Below are 16,331 nucleotides of genomic sequence, written 5' to 3'. Positions count from 1 at the left end.
TGTGGCCGTCGTCCTGAGCGTTACTTCGCGGCAGTACTCGCCGCGCAAGATCTCGCTGGCGCCTTCACTACCGCAGCGCAGCACGCTCCGCATCACGCTCACGCGCGAGAACTGGCCGCCTGGCGACGTGGGCAGCATCACCCTCATTTCGCCAGACGGCGACCTGCTCGCATCGGCCAGCTTCCAGGGAGGGGCGGCCACGAACCGCGACGGCACACCGCGCACAACACAGGTGCTCCACCTCCCGGACGTGCCGGCCGGCCAGTGCGGCGTCGATGTGGACATCCTGCAGACCCTGCGCACCGCGGTAATCATCGAGAGGCTTTAATTGTCCTCGCTCGTTCAGAAGAGTGCGCAGTTCTTCCTTGATGGCGTCACGGGAGGCGCCAGGTCGATCACGGGAGTCACGGCGAACAACACGGTGGCGGTGGTGGTCGAGCTGTGCTCGCAGCCGAACACGTCGCCGACGCCGGCCATCAACACGCCGACCGGCGGCTGGTCGGTGGCGATCGCCCCCACGGGCAGCACGGGCGTCTCTGCGTACCGCCCGAACTGTGCGGTCTTCTACAAGCCGGCATCCAGTGTTGCGGCCGGCACGCATACAGCGACCTGGGCGACCGGTCAGTTTCCAACTGACACCTATGCGGAAGTAACGCTTCTCGAAATTTCAGGCCTTGACGCCAGTGCACCGGTTGACGTGGTGGCATCGGCGGCCATTGCATCGGCAGCAGGCTCGGGCAATGCGGGAACCACCGCGGCCTCGTCGTCGCTCGGCGGCTTCCACGTGGCAGCTGGCTCGTGCGGCGGTGAGGGGTCGTCGTTAGCTGGACCTACGTCCGGCTACACGCAGATCGACATCGAGCCGAATGCCAGTACCCATTTCACATACGGCTCTGGGTACAAAGTTCTGACCGGATCCGGCACGCAGACCGCATCCTTCACCTTCACCGGCACGGTGTCGGGATTTGTCGGCGTCCAGGTCGCGTTCAAGAACGCGAGCGGAGGCGGTGGTTCTTCAGCGGACATGACTGCGGCTGCCGGCACGGCCACCACGAGCACGATGACTGCGCAGTCTGGTGCCGCCTCCGCGATGACAGGCGCCGCGGGCGTGGCGACGGCCAGCAGCATGGCGGGGCGCGCAACCGCGATGGCCTCAATGACGGCGGCAGCGGGTGCCGCTACCGCCGGCACGCTCACGGCCGTGGCTGCGACCAGGTCCACGATGGTGCCGGCTGCCGGGCAGGCTACGACCAGCACCATGACGACCGGCGGCCAACCGCAGCCGGCCCCCGGCGGCATGGGTTTCGAGATGGTCGGCGGTGTTCGGGAGGTGTCCTTCAAGCCGCTGCTGCAGCGCGTCCTGGACGCGCGGGCCGAGCGGCGGGTGAAGCCCGCGAAGGAGAGGGCGCAGAAGCGCGCGAAGGCGTTCGAGGTCGAGGCCGCGCGCCTGGTGTTGGAAGACGACGGCGCCGAGATGCGCTTCCGGGATCTGATGGCGGGCTGGTTGGCGCAGCGGCCCGTCTTGCCGCCGATGTTCGACCGGCTGGACCCGATGCAGCTCTTCATGGCGCAGGTGGCCTTCCGCATCCAGCAGATGCAGGCCGAGGAGCAAGCCCGGGCCCGCCTGGCGGACCAGGACGAAGAGGAAGCGCTGTTGGCGCTGCTACTGGCATGAGCGAACCCGAGCGGCTGTGCCGCACCTGCACGCACTCGCGCACCAAGGACGGCGCGCAGTACACGAACGAGGACATGGCCTACTGCGCACGCGCGCAGGGCGAGTCCTCGAATCTGATCAACTGCCCTTCGCAGCGCTTCGCCGTGGCTGATGAACCAGCCGGTGTGTGCGGTGCCGAGGGCATCTTCTGGGAAGCCCGAGCATGAAGCGAGACGACGCGCAAGCCGCGACCCTGGGACTGGAGGCCCGGCAGGTGCTGGAGAACCCGGCCTTCAATGATGCATTCGAGCGCATGAGCCGCGCCATCTTCCAGGCCTGGCGCAAGTGCGATCTGCGCGACGCGGAGGGGCAGCGGCTGCTGCTGCAGCAGGCCAAGCTGGTCGACCGCATCAAGGCCACGCTGGGCGGAATGATCGAGCAGGGCAACCTGGCCGACGCCCGCATTCAGGCCGACGACCTGCGCGACGAATCGCGCCTGCGCCGCGGCCTGCGGTCCGTCACCGGCCGCTGATTTCTGGGCGCGCACCCGCCTATCTGGGCTCCGCCGCGAGGCGTCCCGTGTCTGCCCCTGGTGCCATCGAGGGGTAGTCTTGATCGAAAGCACATCACATGAGCGGTCAAGCCGATCCGGCCCCGGAATCTCTTGATGATCTGACCCAGTTCCTGGTCGATAACCCTGAGGCCGACCACCAGGGAGCTGAGTCCAACCGCGGCGCCGAGCCCAGCGACGAGCTGGACAACTCGAATGCCGACCCGGATGCAGATCCGGATGCAGACCCCGATCCCGACGCGGATCCGGACGCAGAAGATGCGGACCCGGAGGCTGACGCCGGCGCCAAAGATCGACAAGGTCTGAAATGGAAAGTCCCTGTCAAAGGCGATGACGGGGCCGACATCTTGATTGAGGTGGACGAGAAGGAAATGATCGCCGGCTACCAGCGGCATGCGGACTACACCCGCAAGACCATGGAGCTGGGCGAACGTGAGCGCCAGGCGTTCGATGTGGTTCAGCAGCGTCTCTCCGAGGGGCTCGAGAACTATGCGCAGCAGGCCGTCAAGGCCCGCAATGCAATCGTGAAGCTTGCGCAGCTCAAGACGGATGCCGAGTTGGCCCAGTTGGCCGCGAGTGACCCCAACGCCTACGTCATCGAGGATGCGCGGCGCCGGGCGATCCAGGCCACGCTGGAAGAGATCGATTCCGACATGCGCGAAGCGGTGCAGCAGCACCAGGAGCGCGCGAAGGGCGAGGAGGCGAAGGCTTTCTCTGCCGCGTGGGGCGTTCTCGGCCAGAACGGCATCAACAAAGAAAAGCTCGCCGGAATTTTCGGCGACATCGCCAAGCTCTACGGCATCGAGAAGGAGCGCTTCGCGGTGGTCAAGGACCCTCGGCTGGTCCTGATCATGCGCGACGCGGCGGAACTCCACAAGCTCCGCGAGAAAGCGAAGGGCGTCCGCCAGAAGGTGCCGCAGGGTGAACGAGTCAGCAAGCAGGTCGAGCAGCGGTTCAAGACGGGCCGTGCGAGGACCAGCGACCTGACCTCGTTCCTCATGAAAAACCCCAAGCTTTGAGGAGCCAGACATGGCACAACCAGCAAACCTTTTCGACCGCTACGACGTGAACAGCTCTGTTCGCGAGGACCTGGTCGACAAGATCTACAACGTGGACCCCGAAGAGGTCCCGATCACCACCAACTTCGGCCGCGGCACGGCGACGAACACGTACCACGAGTGGCAGCGTGACGGCATGGCCGCGCCGAACAAGGACAACGCGGCGATCGACGGCGACGATTTCGCGGCGGAGGCGCTGACCGGCACCGACCGCGTCGGCAACTACTGCCAGATCTTCACCAAGCGCCCGGCGGTGAGCCGTCGCGCCAACATCGTCAAGAAGGCGGGCATGGCCAAGGCCATGGCCTACCAGAAGGCGAAGAAGATGAAGGAGATCAAGCGGGACATTGAGGCGGCCACGCTGTCCGCGAACCCCGCTGTTGCTGGCACCTCGGCTGCTGCGTCGAAGCTCGGCGGCCTGGGTGTCCTGCTGTACAGCAACGTCTCGCACGGTGCTGGCGGCTCGACTCCGGTGCACAACACCGGCGCCCCGCTGGTCGCACCGACCGCCGGCACGGCTCGCGCGTTCACCGAAACCCTGCTCAAGACCGTGGCGCAGGCGGCCTACACCGCCAGCGGCCAAGTCCCCCCGCAGGCGGTGATGTCGCCGAACCACAAGGTGGTGTTCTCCACCTTCACCGGCATCGCGGTCAACCGCTACCAAGTGGGCAAGAAGGAGCAGGGCCGCATCATCGGCGGGGCCGACGTGTACATGTCGGACTTCGGCGAGATCGAGATCGTGCCCCACTACATCATGGTGGGCTCGTCCAACGTGTTCCTGGTGAACCCGGAGCACGGCGAACTGTCCTTCCTCGACGGCTTCCGTACCGAGGAGATGGGCAAGACCGGCGACAGCGAGAAGGTGCTGATCACCGCCGACGTGACTCTGGTGGTGGACGCGGAGAAGGCGATGGGCAAGATCGCTGATCTGACCCCGTAAGCAGCGCTCGCGCGCACCGAAGGGCCTCCCTCACCGGAGGCCCTTTTTTCATTCAAGGCATCGCTGAGAAGCGACCCGGAGGTAGAGCCATGGGCCATGAGGGAAACGTCACCGTCGACGAAGGCGTCAGCACGCAGGGCGTGCGCACGCAGCTGCATTTCGAGGGCGATTCCCTGATCGTCCAGCGCTCCTACGACGCGGAGCCGCACCTGGAGTACGCGCGACAGGCGCGCGAGGCGACGGAGGGCAAGCGCTGGGGCGAGGGCCGCCTGGTGGGCCACATCCCGCCGGCCGAGTACGCGCGCTTTCTGCTGATCCGCGACAACGGCGCACGCCAAGCCGCGATCAAGGCCTGGCTGCGCGAGAACAGCCAGTTCGTGATGTTCGAGAAGTACCTGAAGCGCTGAGCCATGAGCTTAAACAACTACACCGACCTGCAGGCTGCGGTGTCGGGCTGGGCTTCGCGCGCCGATTCGACGGTCGTCAGCAGAATCCCGGACTTCATCCGGCTCGGCGAGGAGCGGCTGTGGCAGCGCGTGCGCTCGCAGTGGGGCATCGAGCACGCCACGCTGACGATCCCAGGCGGGCAGAACTGGGTGGCCTTGCCGACCGGCTGGCTGGCGTTCAAGCGCATCACGTCTGCCGCCGAGCCGCGCATCGAGTACATGGCGCCCGATGCCCTGGAGGATCTGCCGCAGCCGGGCGACGCCACGAAGTACAGCATTGAGGGCGGCCGGTTGCTCTACGGCCAGACGCCGAGCGCGCCGCTCGTGCTCACGACCAAGTTCTACAAGATGCCGGGCCTGCTGGCCACCGCCGGCACCACCTGGCTCATGGACCGAGCGCCGAGCATCTACCTGTACGCCGCCCTGATCGAGTCCGCGATCTTCGTGAAGAACCCGGACAAGGTCGCCGAGTACGGCGCGCTGCTAGACAAGGCAATCGACAACTTCCAGAGCGCCGAGCGCGCGGCCGTGGTCAGTGGCTCGCGCCTCCGGATGCCAGGGCGGCAGTAATGGACAAGCTGCTTGGTTTCGCTCCGGACGTGGACCCGGTCACGCCGGGGATCTTCACCGACTGCTCGAACATCATCCCGCTGGAAACCTCCTTCGTGGGGGCGCCGACGGGGGCAGCAGCCAATGCGCCAGCGCTTGCCGCCGCGTGCCGCGGTGCGGTGATCGTCACGAAGCTGGACGAGACGCGGCGCATCTTCGCCGGCACGCAGACCAAGCTCTACGAGTTGCTGGGCACGGTCTGGACCGACCGCAGCGCTGGCGGCGGCAGCTACACCGGCAGCGTGGATTCGCGCTGGTCCTTTTGCCAGTTCGGCGACACGTCGATAGCGTCCAACCTGGTCGACAACATGCAGAGTTCGACCACCGGCGCATTCGCTGCCTTGGCCGGCGCGCCAAAGGCGAAGATCGTGGTCAGCGCCTCGAACAACTTCGTGATCGCGTTCAACACGAACGAGGGCACGTTCGGGGTAGCGCCGGACCGCTGGTGGTGCTGCGCGCAGAGCGATCAGACCAATTGGACGCCCAGCGTTGCAACGGGAGCCACCACCGGCCGCCTGGTGGCTGCGCCGGGCGGTATCCAGGCCGGCTTGCAGTTGGGCGACTATGTGATCGCCTACAAGACGCGCGGCGTGTTCCTGGGCCAGTTCGTGGGTTCGCAGTCCGGCACCTGGGGTTGGTCGCTCGTGCCGGGCTCGAATGACTGCGGCGCGGTCGGCCAGGAAGCCGTGTGCGACATCGGTGGCGCGCACTTCATCGTCGGCGATGATGATTTCTGGATCTTCGATGGCACGCGGCCGGTGTCGATCGGCGACGAGGTGCGCAACTGGTTCCGGCGCAACAGCTCGCAGACCTATCGCTTCCGCGCGCGCGCCACGTTCGACCGTCAGCGGCAATGCGTCTGGGTGGCGTTCGCCTCGCAGGGCAGCACGGGCGCCCTGGACCGCATGCTGGTCTGGAACCTCAAGTCCAAGCGCTGGGGCATCGCGGATCGGGTGTCCGAGGCCGCGCTGACCTTCACCGCGCCGGGCGTCACGATCGACGGGCTGAACGCCTATTCCTCGACTATCGACGGCCTGCCGGCGGTGCCCTTCGACTCGCAATACTGGCTCTCTGGCGGCCGAGCCTTCGCCTACTTCGATGCCAACCATCAGCTGGTGGTGGCCAATGGGGTCTGTGGCGCTTCCAGCTTCACGACTGGTGACTATGGCGACGATGGGCTGGTGACTTTGCTGGAGCGGGTGCACATCCGCTTCAGCCAGCGGCCCACGTCCGCGGCGGCAGCCGGCTTCTTCAAGTTTGAGGAGGGCGCCACGCTGCAGGCCGGGCCCACAGAGCAAATGTACGACGGAGGGTTCGACGTGTGGCAGTCGGGCCGCTTCCACCGTCTGCGCTTCGACTTCATGGGCGATCACCGCGAGACCGCGATCAAGGTCCCCCTGCGACCGGACGGGATGCGATGAAGCTCGAACAGGATCCGCGCATCACCCAAGGGCCGGGCTTCTTCCCTGCCGTGATCGACTGGGGGCGCCGCGTCGCGCTCTCGTTCAATCCGCTGGTGGACGCCATCGGACCCATCCGCGCCGGCGCGAAGTCGATTAGCGAGACGCTCGACGGGCCCGCCTTCAAGGCCTTCCTTGGGAGCAATTCGACCGGCGCACCGCAGAACGTCGTGACGGTCCTCACGGCTCTGTCGGAGGAGTTCGATACGAATGGCTGCTTCGAGACGACGGGGCCCAACGCCGGGCGGTTCACGCCCAACGTCGCCGGCTACTACCTGGTGACCGGGCGCATCTACCTGCAGGGCGTGGGCGGCAACCTCGTCAACGCACAGGGGCACATCAACAAGAACGGGGCCCAGGCCGCGCTGCTTGGCCTGGATGCCAGCGGCGCCTTCGCCGAGCCCTTCTGGCAGCGCAGCGGCGCGGCGCTGATCCCCATGAACGGCACCACCGACTACCTGACCTTCAGCTATTACGCGAGCGTATCGGCAGGCACCGTGACGATCGCGGGCGATGCCGATGGAGCCGTCACCAGTTGGACCGCGCACCTCGCGCGCCGGCTATAGGAGAAAGAAGAATGGCAGACCTTTCCGACTGGGGAATGGGGACGAGCAACCCATTCCTGGGCACCAGCAATCCCTACCTGCAGCAGATGATCGACGCGGCGAGCGGCGATGTCGTGCGCAACTTCAACCTGACGGCCCGGCCCGCGTCCAACGCGGCCATGGTGCGCTCGGGCTCCTTCGGCAACAGCGGCCTGGAGGAGATGGCGCGCAACGACGAGAAGAACCTGCAAGGCTCGCTCGCCGACATCGCCACGAAGCTGCGCTACGGCGACTACACGCAGCAGCAGGGCATGTACCAGTGGCAGAAGAACTTCGACGAAGGGAGCCGCCGCTACGAGCAGGACTTCGATCGCAACGTCTTCAACGACTCCTATGCCCAGAACATGGGCAACTTGCAGGCGGGCATTGGCCTGCTGGGCACCCTCGGCGGCTACAACGCGCTGGACTACCAGAATGCGACCGGCGAGCAGAACGCGCCGCTGAGCTACCTGCAGCAGTTCTCGCAGATTGCCAGCGGCCTCGGCGGCATGGGTGGCACGACCACCGGAACGCAGGGCACAAGCAGCAACCCACTGCTGGGCGCGCTCGGCGGCGCGCAGCTCGGGAACAGCTGGTGGAACCGTGGCAATAGCGGCTCCGGAACTGGCAGTAGCGGCAGCGGCGGCTCTGGCGGCTGGAATTGGGGCGGCGTCGATGCCGGCGGCTACAACTCGTCCACGGGCATGTGGCAGGCATGAGTGCGAACACCCTGCCAGCGGGACTGCGGCCGCTTGACGAACTGGACGGCACCGGCATTACGCACTTCTGGGGGCGCGGCGTGTGCTTGAAGCAGACGGTGATCCCCAAGGGCGCGCAGATCGTGCAGCACCGCCACAACTACGCGCACTTGGCCTACCTGGTGAGCGGCACGGTCGAAGTCAGCACCGACAGCACGAAGCGCGTGCTGACCGGGCCCGACGCGATCGAGATTCCCGCCGGCACGCACCACGGCGTGCGTGCGCTCACAGGCGCGGTGTGGCTATGCATCCATGGCACGGGCGAAGACCAGACGCCGGAGGCGGTCGACGCGATCACCGTCGCGCCGATCAACGAATCCGAGGTCGACGCCATCGTGCGCGGCTTCAACGAACAGAAGGAGGGCTGACCATGGCATGGATTGGCGCAGCGATCGGGGCTGTCGGCGGCTTGCTCAGCAGCGAAAGCAAGAGCGGCGGCGGCGCGGGCTCAAGTTCGAGCGCTCGCGAACCCTGGATGATGGCAGTCCCCTGGCTGCTGCAGAACCTCAACCAGGGCCAGGCGCTCCAGCAGCAGTACCAGGCGCAGCCGATCAGCGCCCGGCAGCGTGCGGCGCTCGACAACCAGTATGCGCAGAGCGACTACATGCGCGGGCTCATCCCAGGGCTGCTGGGCCAGCTGCAGGGCCAGCCGGTGGGCTTCGACAAGAAGAACCTGAGCGCGCGCCCGACGGCCTGGGACTGGAAGACCACTGCGGGCGGTCTCGGCCAGCGCAGTGTGCAGGACCTGCAGAGCCAGCCCGAGGCGATCAAGGAGCCCGAAAAGAAGTTCAGCCAGCAGGACCTCGGCTACACCCCCCAGCAGCAGGCCCTCATCGATTCGGGCCGCAGCCCGTGGCTGATGGGCGAAGGCACCTATCTGCTCGGGCCGCCTGGCACGCAGGGCAACGGCGGGTATGGGGCGTACCGCTACGGCGACACGCCGCAGGCCGGCACGCCGGCCTATCGCGACATGATGGAGTTCTTCTTGATGGGCGGCAACGACCCGGCGAATCTCGCCCCTGCGGGCCTGGGCATCAAGCGGCAGGCCTTCAATCCGTGGCTCATGGGCGGCGGTGGCAACACCGGCGCCAGCGTGGGCGGCTCGCCGGCCGCGGATGGCTCGGGCGGTGGCACGCCCGGCGGGAACTGGTAAGGGAACGCCATGGCCGGACTACTTGATTTCTTGAGCTCCGAAGACGCGGCCCTGGGGCTCGGCCTACTCGCGGCCGCTGGCCCAAGCGCACAGCCGATGAGCTTCGGCCAACGCGTGGCGCAGGGCACTGACTTCGCACGCCAGCGCGCGGACGCCGCAGAAGATCGCCAGATCCGCAAGATGATGACGGCCGCGCAGATCGCCAAGATGCAGCGCGACGCGGCGTTCGATCAGCAGTTCCTCGGCGGCGGGCTTCTGGGTGCTGCGCCGGCGGCGGCCGGCGGCACGGCAACCACTGCGGCGCCGGGTGGCGGCGGTGGCTCTGTGCCGGGTGCTCCTGCCTCTGGCGCGACCGCTGGCGGCCCGGCGGCTGGCGGCGGCATGTCTGCGGTTCAGATCTCGCAGCGCTACGGCATCCCGCTCGATCAGGTGCTGGCCGACTTCCGTTTCAACGGTGGCAAGAAGCTCGCCGAGTTCATCGCCGATCGCAGCAAGCCGAACTGGGTGAACGTCAACGGCAACCTGGTCAACACCAATGCGCAGGGCTTCGCTGGTGGCGTTCAGCCGGGACTGAGCGTAAGCAACAACGGCCAGGCCACGGCGTGGGAGGTCGGGCCTGATGGGCAGATCGTCGTTGGCGCGCCGCGGGGCGCCCTGGACACTTACAAGGCCTATCAGGGCATCTCCGACCGTAGTCGCGCAGCCAACACGCCGGGCCGGCCGACGATCCTCCCCGGCGGCCGCATGGGTGGTCAGTCGCAGCTGGACGAGATCAGCGGGGGCCCCGCATCGAGTCCGGCGCCCGTGCTGCCTGGGGCTCCCCTCGGCGCCGGCGGTCCGGTCAACGGCGTGCGGATTCCGAACCCAATGGCGCCTCGGCCCGGCGACAACGACCGGGTGCAGATCTACACGCAGGAACTGCGCGAGGCGCAGCAGCGCCTGGCCAGCGCTACCACGCCCGATGACCAGCGGCGAGCGCAGTCCGACATCGACGGCCTTCTGCAGGAGATGCGCAGCAACCGCATTCCGATGCCGGCTGGCGCGGCCCCGAGCGCGCTCCCTGGCCGCCCGTTGGGTGCTCCAGCTGCACCGCCTGCCGCTGTGGTGCCGGCGCAGCCCGAAGTGCAAGGCGGCGGCCTGGAGTTCTCTCCGGAAGAGAAGGCGGCACAGGAAGGGGCCCGCACCGCTGCCGTCGAGCGCTCGAAAGCTACCGTCGCGCGTGAAACGGAGCAGGCGGCAGCATCGAAGCGTGCCGGCCAGTTCGAGGCTGCTGGCGAGCTCGCCAGCCAGCTCCTGGACCAGGGCCCCACAGGCTCAGGTGTCGGCTCGTTGGCGGATCGTGTGGGGAACTTCGTCGGGCAGCCGCTCAAGGGCGCATCGCAGGCGCAGCAGCTCAAGGCGCTGGGGGGCTGGCTCACGGCGAATGTGCCTCGCATGGAAGGCCCGCAGTCGAACACCGACGTGCTGAACTACCAGACCATGGCCGGCCAAGTGGGCGACGACACACTGCCCGTCTCGACGCGCAAGGCGGCCTTGTCGACGGTGCTCCAACTGCAGCGCAAGTACGCTGCCCTCAACGGCGGCGCGGCGCCCGGGCCCAGCGCCCCGGCTGCCGTGACCCTGCCGCCCGGCTGGACCGTGAAGGTGAAGTGATATGCCGACCTACGAATTCACTTCGCCCGACGGCAAGACCTACGAGGTGGGCGCGCCCGAGGGCGCAACGCGCGAGCAGGCCTTCGGCATGCTGCAGTCGCAGATCGACAGCGGCACCGCGCCCGCAGCCTCGGATCCTTCCCTGGTTGTGTCGGCCGGTCGGATGCTCAACGACGTGCCGCGGCAGTTCGGCCTGGCGGGCCGCTACGCGCTGACCGGCCCCGCCAAGGCCGCACAGGTCGTCAAGGAGCCGCTGCGCTACTTCACCGATAAGGTGCTGCCAGACCGGCAGGTTCCACCGAAGTCGACGCCGCTGGGCGTGCAGGCGGAGAAACTCGCCGACACGCTGGGCTTGCCGCGTCCACAAACGCCGACCGAGCGCGTCATCGGCGACGCTTCGGAGATGGTGGCCGGCGCCGGCGGCCTGGCTGGCCTGGCGGGCAAGGGTGCCGAGATGGTTTCCCGCCCCGTGGCTGGCTTCCTGGCCGAGAACGCACCGAAGGCCCTCACCACCGGCGAGAGCCTGCTGCGTGGACTCGCTGCGAATGTGCCGGCGCAACTCGGCGGCGCTGCGGGTGCTGGTCTGGCCGGTGGCGCGTCGCGCGAGGCCGGCGGCGGCCCCTGGCAGCAACTCGGCGCTTCGGTGCTCGGCACCCTGGCCGGCGCAATGATGCCGGGCGGGGCTGGCAACCTCTTGGCGGCCGGCCGTCGCCTGCTCGCGCCCGCGCCGACGGCGGAAAAGCTCGACATGCAGCTCACCCGCGTGCTGGGGCAGTCCGGCACCGACTACTCGGCGCTGCCGGCAGCCGCGAAGATCGCGCTTCGGCGCGAGATGGCCGACGCGCTGTCCACTGGTCGCGAGGTGAGCCCCGAGGCGCTGTCGCGCCTGGCCGACTTCCGGGCCCTCGACATCACGCCTACGCGCGGCATGATCAGCCAGAACCCGGTTGACATCACCCGCGAGCAGAACCTAGCCAAGATGGCGGCCAACTCTTCGGACGGGCAACTGGCCGGCCTGCCGATGCTGCAGAACCAGAACAACCGGGCGCTGATCGGCCGCATGAACGATTTGGGCGCGCAGCAGGGCGACACCTTCGCTGCAGGAGAGCGCGCAATCGGGGCCATTGCTGCCAAGGATGCCGCCGAGCAGGCGCGCGTCTCTGGCCTCTACACGCGGGCCCGCGAGATGCCTGGCGGCGAGATCCCGCTGGAGCGCACCGGCATCGTGAACGGCGTCTATGACGCGCTCAACCGCGAGAACAAGCTGCGCTATCTGCCCGCGGCCATCGCCGACACCCTGAACGACATCAGCCTGGGTCAGACCACCGTCGGCGGCCGCACCTTCCAGGTTCCCTTCGACGCGAAGGCCTTGGATAACCTGCTGACCGACATCGCGACGGCGCAGCGCAGCACCAGCGACGGAAACGTCCGGGCGGCGCTGGGTATCGCGCGTCGGGCGATCGACGCAGCGCCGATCGCGCCCATCAAGGCACCAGTGCAGGGCCAGCCGCTGGTGACGGAAGCCGGAGCGGCCTACCTGCGCGGGAGTGACGCAGAGGCGCCGGCCTTCATGGACGCGCTGCACGAGGCCCGGCGCGCGGCTGCCGCGCGGTTCAACTGGCGCGAGAGCTCGCGGCCCGTAGAGGCTGCGCTGGGTGCAGGTCAACCCGACAACTTCGTGCGGCGCTTCGTGGTCGGGGGCTCGCTGGAGGATGCCGCAGCGGTGGCGCGCGAGGCGCCGGCGGCGCAAGTGAAAGAGGCAATCGTCTCGCACCTGAAGGACCGCGCGCTCAACGGCGCTACGGACGAGGTTGGAAGGTTCTCGCAGTCGGCCTACAACAAGGCGCTGGACGCGATCGGCGACCGCAAGCTGCAGCTTTTCTTCAGTCCCGAGGAAATCACGCAACTGCATCGCGTTGGCCGCGTTTCGAGCCTCATGCAGGTGCAGCCGGTGGGCTCGGCAGTGAACAACTCGAACAGTGGGGCTTTGCTGCTGGGCCGCGGCATCGACATGCTGGGGAAAGTGCCATTCCTCGGGCCTCTGACGGCCCCGGCAGCGCAGAACATCAACATCACGTTGCAGCAGCGCGCGGCGCAGAACGTGGGCCCGGGGCTGCTGCGCCCTGTGCCGGCGCCATCGCGCGTGCAGCCCCTGCTGCTGCCAGGCCTCGCGGCCGGCGGGGCTCTACTTTCCCAGTAGTCGGCTGATGAGGGCATACAGCGCCATGCCCACCACCCAGCCGAGAAAGATCGGATTGAACTCCATCGGCGCATTCTAGGTCGCGCCTCCCGAAAGACCTTGCAAGCCCGCTTCCGCGGGCTTTTTGCTTTTTGAAGGGCCTCCCATGGCATTTCCAACCACCCTTGCCGCGTGCAACCTGAACCCGGCATTGAACGGGCCGCAGGGCTCGGATCTTCCGTCCGAGCTCGACGACGCGCTGCGCCAGGCCTTCGCACTGCTGGCGCAACTGCGCGACGGCGCTGGCACGCCCATCGGCGCCGTCTGCCAGATGCCGATTGCCACGGCGCCCACGGGCTTCCTGAAGCTCAACGGCGCGCTGATCTCGCGCACGACCTACGCTGCTCTGTTCGCCTTCGCTACGTCGGCCGGCCTGGTCAGCGAGGCGGCATGGACTGCGGGCAGCTCGGGGTGCTTCAGCGTTGGTGACGGCTCGACGACCTTCCGCCTGCCCGATCTGCGCGGGGTCTTCACGCGGGGCCTCGATGAGTCGCGAGGGATCGATGTCTCGCGAGTGCTGGGCGTGTTCCAAGACCATGCCAACGTGACGCACAACCACGGAATCAACGACTCCGGGCATGGCCACGCGGTGAGCGATCCGACTCACCAGCACGCCGGCAGCACGGATGCACAAGGCTTCCATGACCACCCCTACACAGGGGCGGTGAACACCGTCTTCACGGCCGGCGGGGCATCTCCAGTCGCGCAGGCCACCTCGTTGACCACCAGCGGCGCGGGCAATCACGCGCACAACGTGGTGACCGACTTCCGCGCGACCGGCATCGCGATCGTCGCCAACGGAACGGGTATCAGCATCCAGAGCCAGGGTGCGAGCGACGGCCACCCGCGGAACGTGGCCTATCCCTACTACATGAAGTTCTGAGAGGCGCGCCATGTACGTCTTCTGCTACCACCCCAACACGCTCGCCTACACCGGCGGCGTTCCCGCTGAGTACGACCAGCTGCAGCCCGGCGTGGTGCTGGTGCCCGCCTGGGCCAGCAAGAACGCGCCACCGTCGCACGACAACGCGGTCGAGTGGCCCTACTACCTGCCCGAGAAGGACGCATGGGAAGTGCGGCCGCTGCCGGAGCCCGAGCCGACACCCGAGGCGGCGGCGCCGGCAGAGCCGACTAAGGGCGAGGCAATCGAGGCCATGCAGGCCACGTTGACCGCGCACCTTGAAGCTGCGCAGCGCCTCATGGACCAGATGAAGGCTGCTGCCGGGGAGGGCGCGTGATGGCTGATCCCAACGACATCAGCATGCCCGTCGCAAAGGCCACGGCCGCTATCGCCTCGGCGACCGGTGCGCAGGTGATCGATGCCGGCGCGAAGGCGCAGAGCATCTTCGCCGACCTGCTCGTGATCACCTGGCCGAACATCGCCAGCGCAGCGGCCGCGCTCTTCAGCATCGCGTGCTTGCTGGAGTTCTGTTGGAAGAAGTTCTGGCGCCCCGCGTTGGAGCGTCTCGGCTGGATCAAGCCCAAGGTGTACCTGACGCCCAGCCAATGGGCCGACCTGATGCCCTACACCCCAAGGAACAGGCGTGAAAACCGAACTGACACGCCGTGAGCGCGACGTTCTCATGCTGATCGTGAATGGTCTCAACAACAAGCAGATTGCCCGCGAACTGGGCCTGAGCTTCTACACCGTGAAGAACCACGTCGGCCGGCTCTTCGACCGCATCGACGTGGCGTCGCGCCTGCAGGCCGCAGTTTGGTACATGCAAGAAGGAAACACCCAATGAACTTCGACGAAGCGTTCGATCGCCTGCTCGGCCACGAGGGCGGCTACTCCAACCATCCCAGCGACCCGGGCCAAGAGACGATGTGGGGCGTCACGGCGAAGGTCGCCCGCGCGAATGGCTACCTGGGCGACATGCGGGGGCTGTCGCGCGAGAAGGCGAAGCAGATCTACCGTGACCTGTACTGGGCGCCGATCCGCGCAGACGAGCTGCCCGAGGGCCTGCGCTTCGACGTCTTCGACGCAGCCGTGAACAGTGGCGTGCAGCAGGCGGTGAAGTGGCTGCAGCGCGTGGTCGGCGCCGCTCCGGACGGTGTCATCGGGCCGGCCACGCTGCGCGCGGTTGCGCAGGCCGACGCCCTGGCGCCAGCGCGGTATGCCGGCGTGCGGCTGCAGTTCATGACTGACCAGCCTACCTGGGGTGCCTTCGGCCGAGGCTGGACGCGGCGCGTAGCAGCCAACCTCGTGCGCCTGGAGGATGCCCATGCCTGACTTCGACTGGAAGCGCCTGGTTGCCGGCGTGGCGCCTGCGCTTGGTACGGTGCTGGGCGGCCCGCTGATCGGCGCGGCGGTGGCCGAGCTCGGCGCCGCGCTGCTGGGCAATCGTGACGCGACTGAAGCCGACATTGCGGCGGCGCTGTCGTCGGGACGCCTGGGCCCTGAACAGGTGGTGGCGATCAAGCAGGCCGAGAATGCGCTGACGATCGAGCTCGCGCGCATCGAGCAAGCCCGCGAGGCCGCCGGCCTGCAGGACACCAGCAGCGCCAGGCAGCAGACCGTCGCGCTGGCGAAGGCGGGCTCGGGCATCGCCTGGGGTGCACCGGTGGTCTCGACCCTGATCGTGTCGGGCTACTTCTTCTGCATCTACCGCCTGTTCATCGTGCCGACGGACCTGCCCCCTAACGCCTTCCAGTTGCTGAACGTCATGTTCGGCGCGCTGTCGATCGCCTTCGGCCAGGTGTGCAACTACTGGCTGGGCTCCAGCGCTGGCAGCAAGGCCAGCGGAGACGCGGTGCGAAAGATTGCCCAACAGAACGGTGCGAGATAGCGCGATTGCTCAGCCGCTGCCCGGCGACTTGGAAAGTTGGTGCTTAACGGGACTGATAGCACCTCTGTCGTGTGGCTGCGTAGATCACCTATGTGAGCCAGTCATTTTCCCTTTTTCGCAGCGTCCAAAATTTCCCGGGCAGATTCCCGGCTTCGCGTGATCGAATCTTGGTAAGGCTTATTTTCGGGTTCTCGAACGATTGCTGCCCCGGGCGAGTATCTAGTGCGTTGTTCAGCGCTCCACGAGGCGGCCGGAGTTCCTGGGGGCGGCAGCCTGAGGTTCTGGTCCGGAGGCTTGGTTAGAGGGCGAGTTGGGCTATTGACGCTGGCCCTGTCAGCAGCCTCGGTAGCCGATTCGCCGATACCTTTGCTTTGTGCGTGTGCAACGATGGTCAGGAACAACGGAATGGCAACGGAA

At 67.3% G+C, this 16,331-nt stretch carries 21 protein-coding genes; all 21 read left to right on the top strand.

Annotation, left to right across the window (positions count from 1 at the left end):
- Position 1: 1 nt before the first annotated feature.
- The 21 genes from A8M77_RS14695 (at position 2) to A8M77_RS14585 (ending at position 15,914) form a co-directional block, all read left to right on the top strand.
- A complete protein-coding gene (locus tag A8M77_RS14695) occupies positions 2 to 328 on the top strand; it encodes a hypothetical protein (RefSeq protein ID WP_086922248.1) in 327 nt (108 codons plus the stop codon).
- On the top strand, positions 329 to 1,675 hold the full coding sequence (locus A8M77_RS35205; RefSeq protein ID WP_143694603.1) for a hypothetical protein: 1,347 nt from the start codon (positions 329 to 331) through the stop codon (positions 1,673 to 1,675).
- The gene (locus tag A8M77_RS14675) at positions 1,672 to 1,881 is read left to right on the top strand and encodes a hypothetical protein (RefSeq protein ID WP_086922244.1); all 210 of its coding nucleotides are present in this window, start codon (positions 1,672 to 1,674) and stop codon (positions 1,879 to 1,881) included. Before A8M77_RS35205 ends, A8M77_RS14675 begins: the two co-directional genes overlap by 4 nt.
- Positions 1,878 to 2,186, top strand: coding sequence for a hypothetical protein (locus tag A8M77_RS14670; protein WP_086922243.1), 309 nt, complete (start codon positions 1,878 to 1,880; stop codon positions 2,184 to 2,186). Before A8M77_RS14675 ends, A8M77_RS14670 begins: the two co-directional genes overlap by 4 nt.
- A gap of 98 nt (positions 2,187 to 2,284) precedes the next feature.
- Positions 2,285 to 3,244, top strand: coding sequence for a hypothetical protein (locus tag A8M77_RS14665; protein WP_158100932.1), 960 nt, complete (start codon positions 2,285 to 2,287; stop codon positions 3,242 to 3,244).
- 10 nt (positions 3,245 to 3,254) lie between these two features.
- On the top strand, positions 3,255 to 4,223 hold the full coding sequence (locus A8M77_RS14660; RefSeq protein WP_086922241.1) for an SU10 major capsid protein: 969 nt from the start codon (positions 3,255 to 3,257) through the stop codon (positions 4,221 to 4,223).
- An 89-nt stretch (positions 4,224 to 4,312) separates the two neighbouring features.
- Entirely contained in the window at positions 4,313 to 4,630 is a 318-nt protein-coding gene (locus A8M77_RS14655) for a hypothetical protein (protein ID WP_086922240.1), read from the top strand.
- Between the two features lie 3 nt (positions 4,631 to 4,633).
- Positions 4,634 to 5,239: a phage adaptor protein gene (locus tag A8M77_RS14650; RefSeq protein ID WP_086922239.1), complete on the top strand. Its 606-nt coding sequence runs from the start codon at positions 4,634 to 4,636 to the stop codon at positions 5,237 to 5,239.
- A complete protein-coding gene (locus A8M77_RS14645; protein WP_086922238.1) occupies positions 5,239 to 6,699 on the top strand; it encodes a hypothetical protein in 1,461 nt (486 codons plus the stop codon). The genes A8M77_RS14650 and A8M77_RS14645 overlap by 1 nt, the downstream gene beginning before the upstream one ends.
- Positions 6,696 to 7,304, top strand: coding sequence for a hypothetical protein (locus tag A8M77_RS14640; protein WP_086922237.1), 609 nt, complete (start codon positions 6,696 to 6,698; stop codon positions 7,302 to 7,304). The genes A8M77_RS14645 and A8M77_RS14640 overlap by 4 nt, the downstream gene beginning before the upstream one ends.
- Positions 7,305 to 7,315: 11 nt before the next feature.
- The gene (locus A8M77_RS14635) at positions 7,316 to 8,041 is read left to right on the top strand and encodes a hypothetical protein (RefSeq protein WP_143694601.1); all 726 of its coding nucleotides are present in this window, start codon (positions 7,316 to 7,318) and stop codon (positions 8,039 to 8,041) included.
- Positions 8,038 to 8,448 (top strand): cupin domain-containing protein, encoded by a 411-nt coding sequence (locus A8M77_RS14630; RefSeq protein ID WP_086922235.1) that lies wholly within the window; start codon positions 8,038 to 8,040, stop codon positions 8,446 to 8,448. The genes A8M77_RS14635 and A8M77_RS14630 overlap by 4 nt, the downstream gene beginning before the upstream one ends.
- 2 nt (positions 8,449 to 8,450) lie before the next feature.
- On the top strand, positions 8,451 to 9,233 hold the full coding sequence (locus tag A8M77_RS14625) for a hypothetical protein (RefSeq protein ID WP_086922234.1): 783 nt from the start codon (positions 8,451 to 8,453) through the stop codon (positions 9,231 to 9,233).
- 96 nt (positions 9,234 to 9,329) lie between these two features.
- Positions 9,330 to 10,886, top strand: coding sequence for a hypothetical protein (locus A8M77_RS14620; protein WP_086922233.1), 1,557 nt, complete (start codon positions 9,330 to 9,332; stop codon positions 10,884 to 10,886).
- A gap of 1 nt (position 10,887) precedes the next feature.
- Positions 10,888 to 13,086 carry a hypothetical protein gene (locus A8M77_RS14615; RefSeq protein ID WP_086922232.1) on the top strand — a complete coding sequence of 733 codons (2,199 nt, stop codon included), beginning with the start codon at positions 10,888 to 10,890 and terminating at the stop codon, positions 13,084 to 13,086.
- Positions 13,087 to 13,231: 145 nt separating this feature from the next.
- Complete coding sequence (locus A8M77_RS14610; RefSeq protein ID WP_086922231.1) at positions 13,232 to 14,008, top strand: tail fiber protein; 777 nt, start codon at positions 13,232 to 13,234, stop codon at positions 14,006 to 14,008.
- 10 nt (positions 14,009 to 14,018) lie between these two features.
- Positions 14,019 to 14,363, top strand: coding sequence for a hypothetical protein (locus tag A8M77_RS14605; protein ID WP_086922230.1), 345 nt, complete (start codon positions 14,019 to 14,021; stop codon positions 14,361 to 14,363).
- Complete coding sequence (locus A8M77_RS14600; protein ID WP_086922229.1) at positions 14,363 to 14,695, top strand: hypothetical protein; 333 nt, start codon at positions 14,363 to 14,365, stop codon at positions 14,693 to 14,695. The genes A8M77_RS14605 and A8M77_RS14600 overlap by 1 nt, the downstream gene beginning before the upstream one ends.
- A complete protein-coding gene (locus A8M77_RS14595; RefSeq protein ID WP_143694600.1) occupies positions 14,670 to 14,870 on the top strand; it encodes a response regulator transcription factor in 201 nt (66 codons plus the stop codon). The genes A8M77_RS14600 and A8M77_RS14595 overlap by 26 nt, the downstream gene beginning before the upstream one ends.
- Positions 14,867 to 15,358 carry a glycoside hydrolase family 108 protein gene (locus tag A8M77_RS14590; protein WP_086922227.1) on the top strand — a complete coding sequence of 164 codons (492 nt, stop codon included), beginning with the start codon at positions 14,867 to 14,869 and terminating at the stop codon, positions 15,356 to 15,358. The genes A8M77_RS14595 and A8M77_RS14590 overlap by 4 nt, the downstream gene beginning before the upstream one ends.
- A complete protein-coding gene (locus A8M77_RS14585; protein ID WP_086922226.1) occupies positions 15,351 to 15,914 on the top strand; it encodes a hypothetical protein in 564 nt (187 codons plus the stop codon). The genes A8M77_RS14590 and A8M77_RS14585 overlap by 8 nt, the downstream gene beginning before the upstream one ends.
- Positions 15,915 to 16,331 lie beyond the last annotated feature (417 nt).

The organism is Variovorax sp. JS1663 (assembly GCF_002157355.1).
In the GTDB taxonomy this organism is placed as follows: Bacteria; Pseudomonadota; Gammaproteobacteria; order Burkholderiales; family Burkholderiaceae_C; genus Variovorax.
Note: the sequence above shows the minus strand (reverse complement) of the source record. Positions and strands in the feature narration are given on the sequence as shown.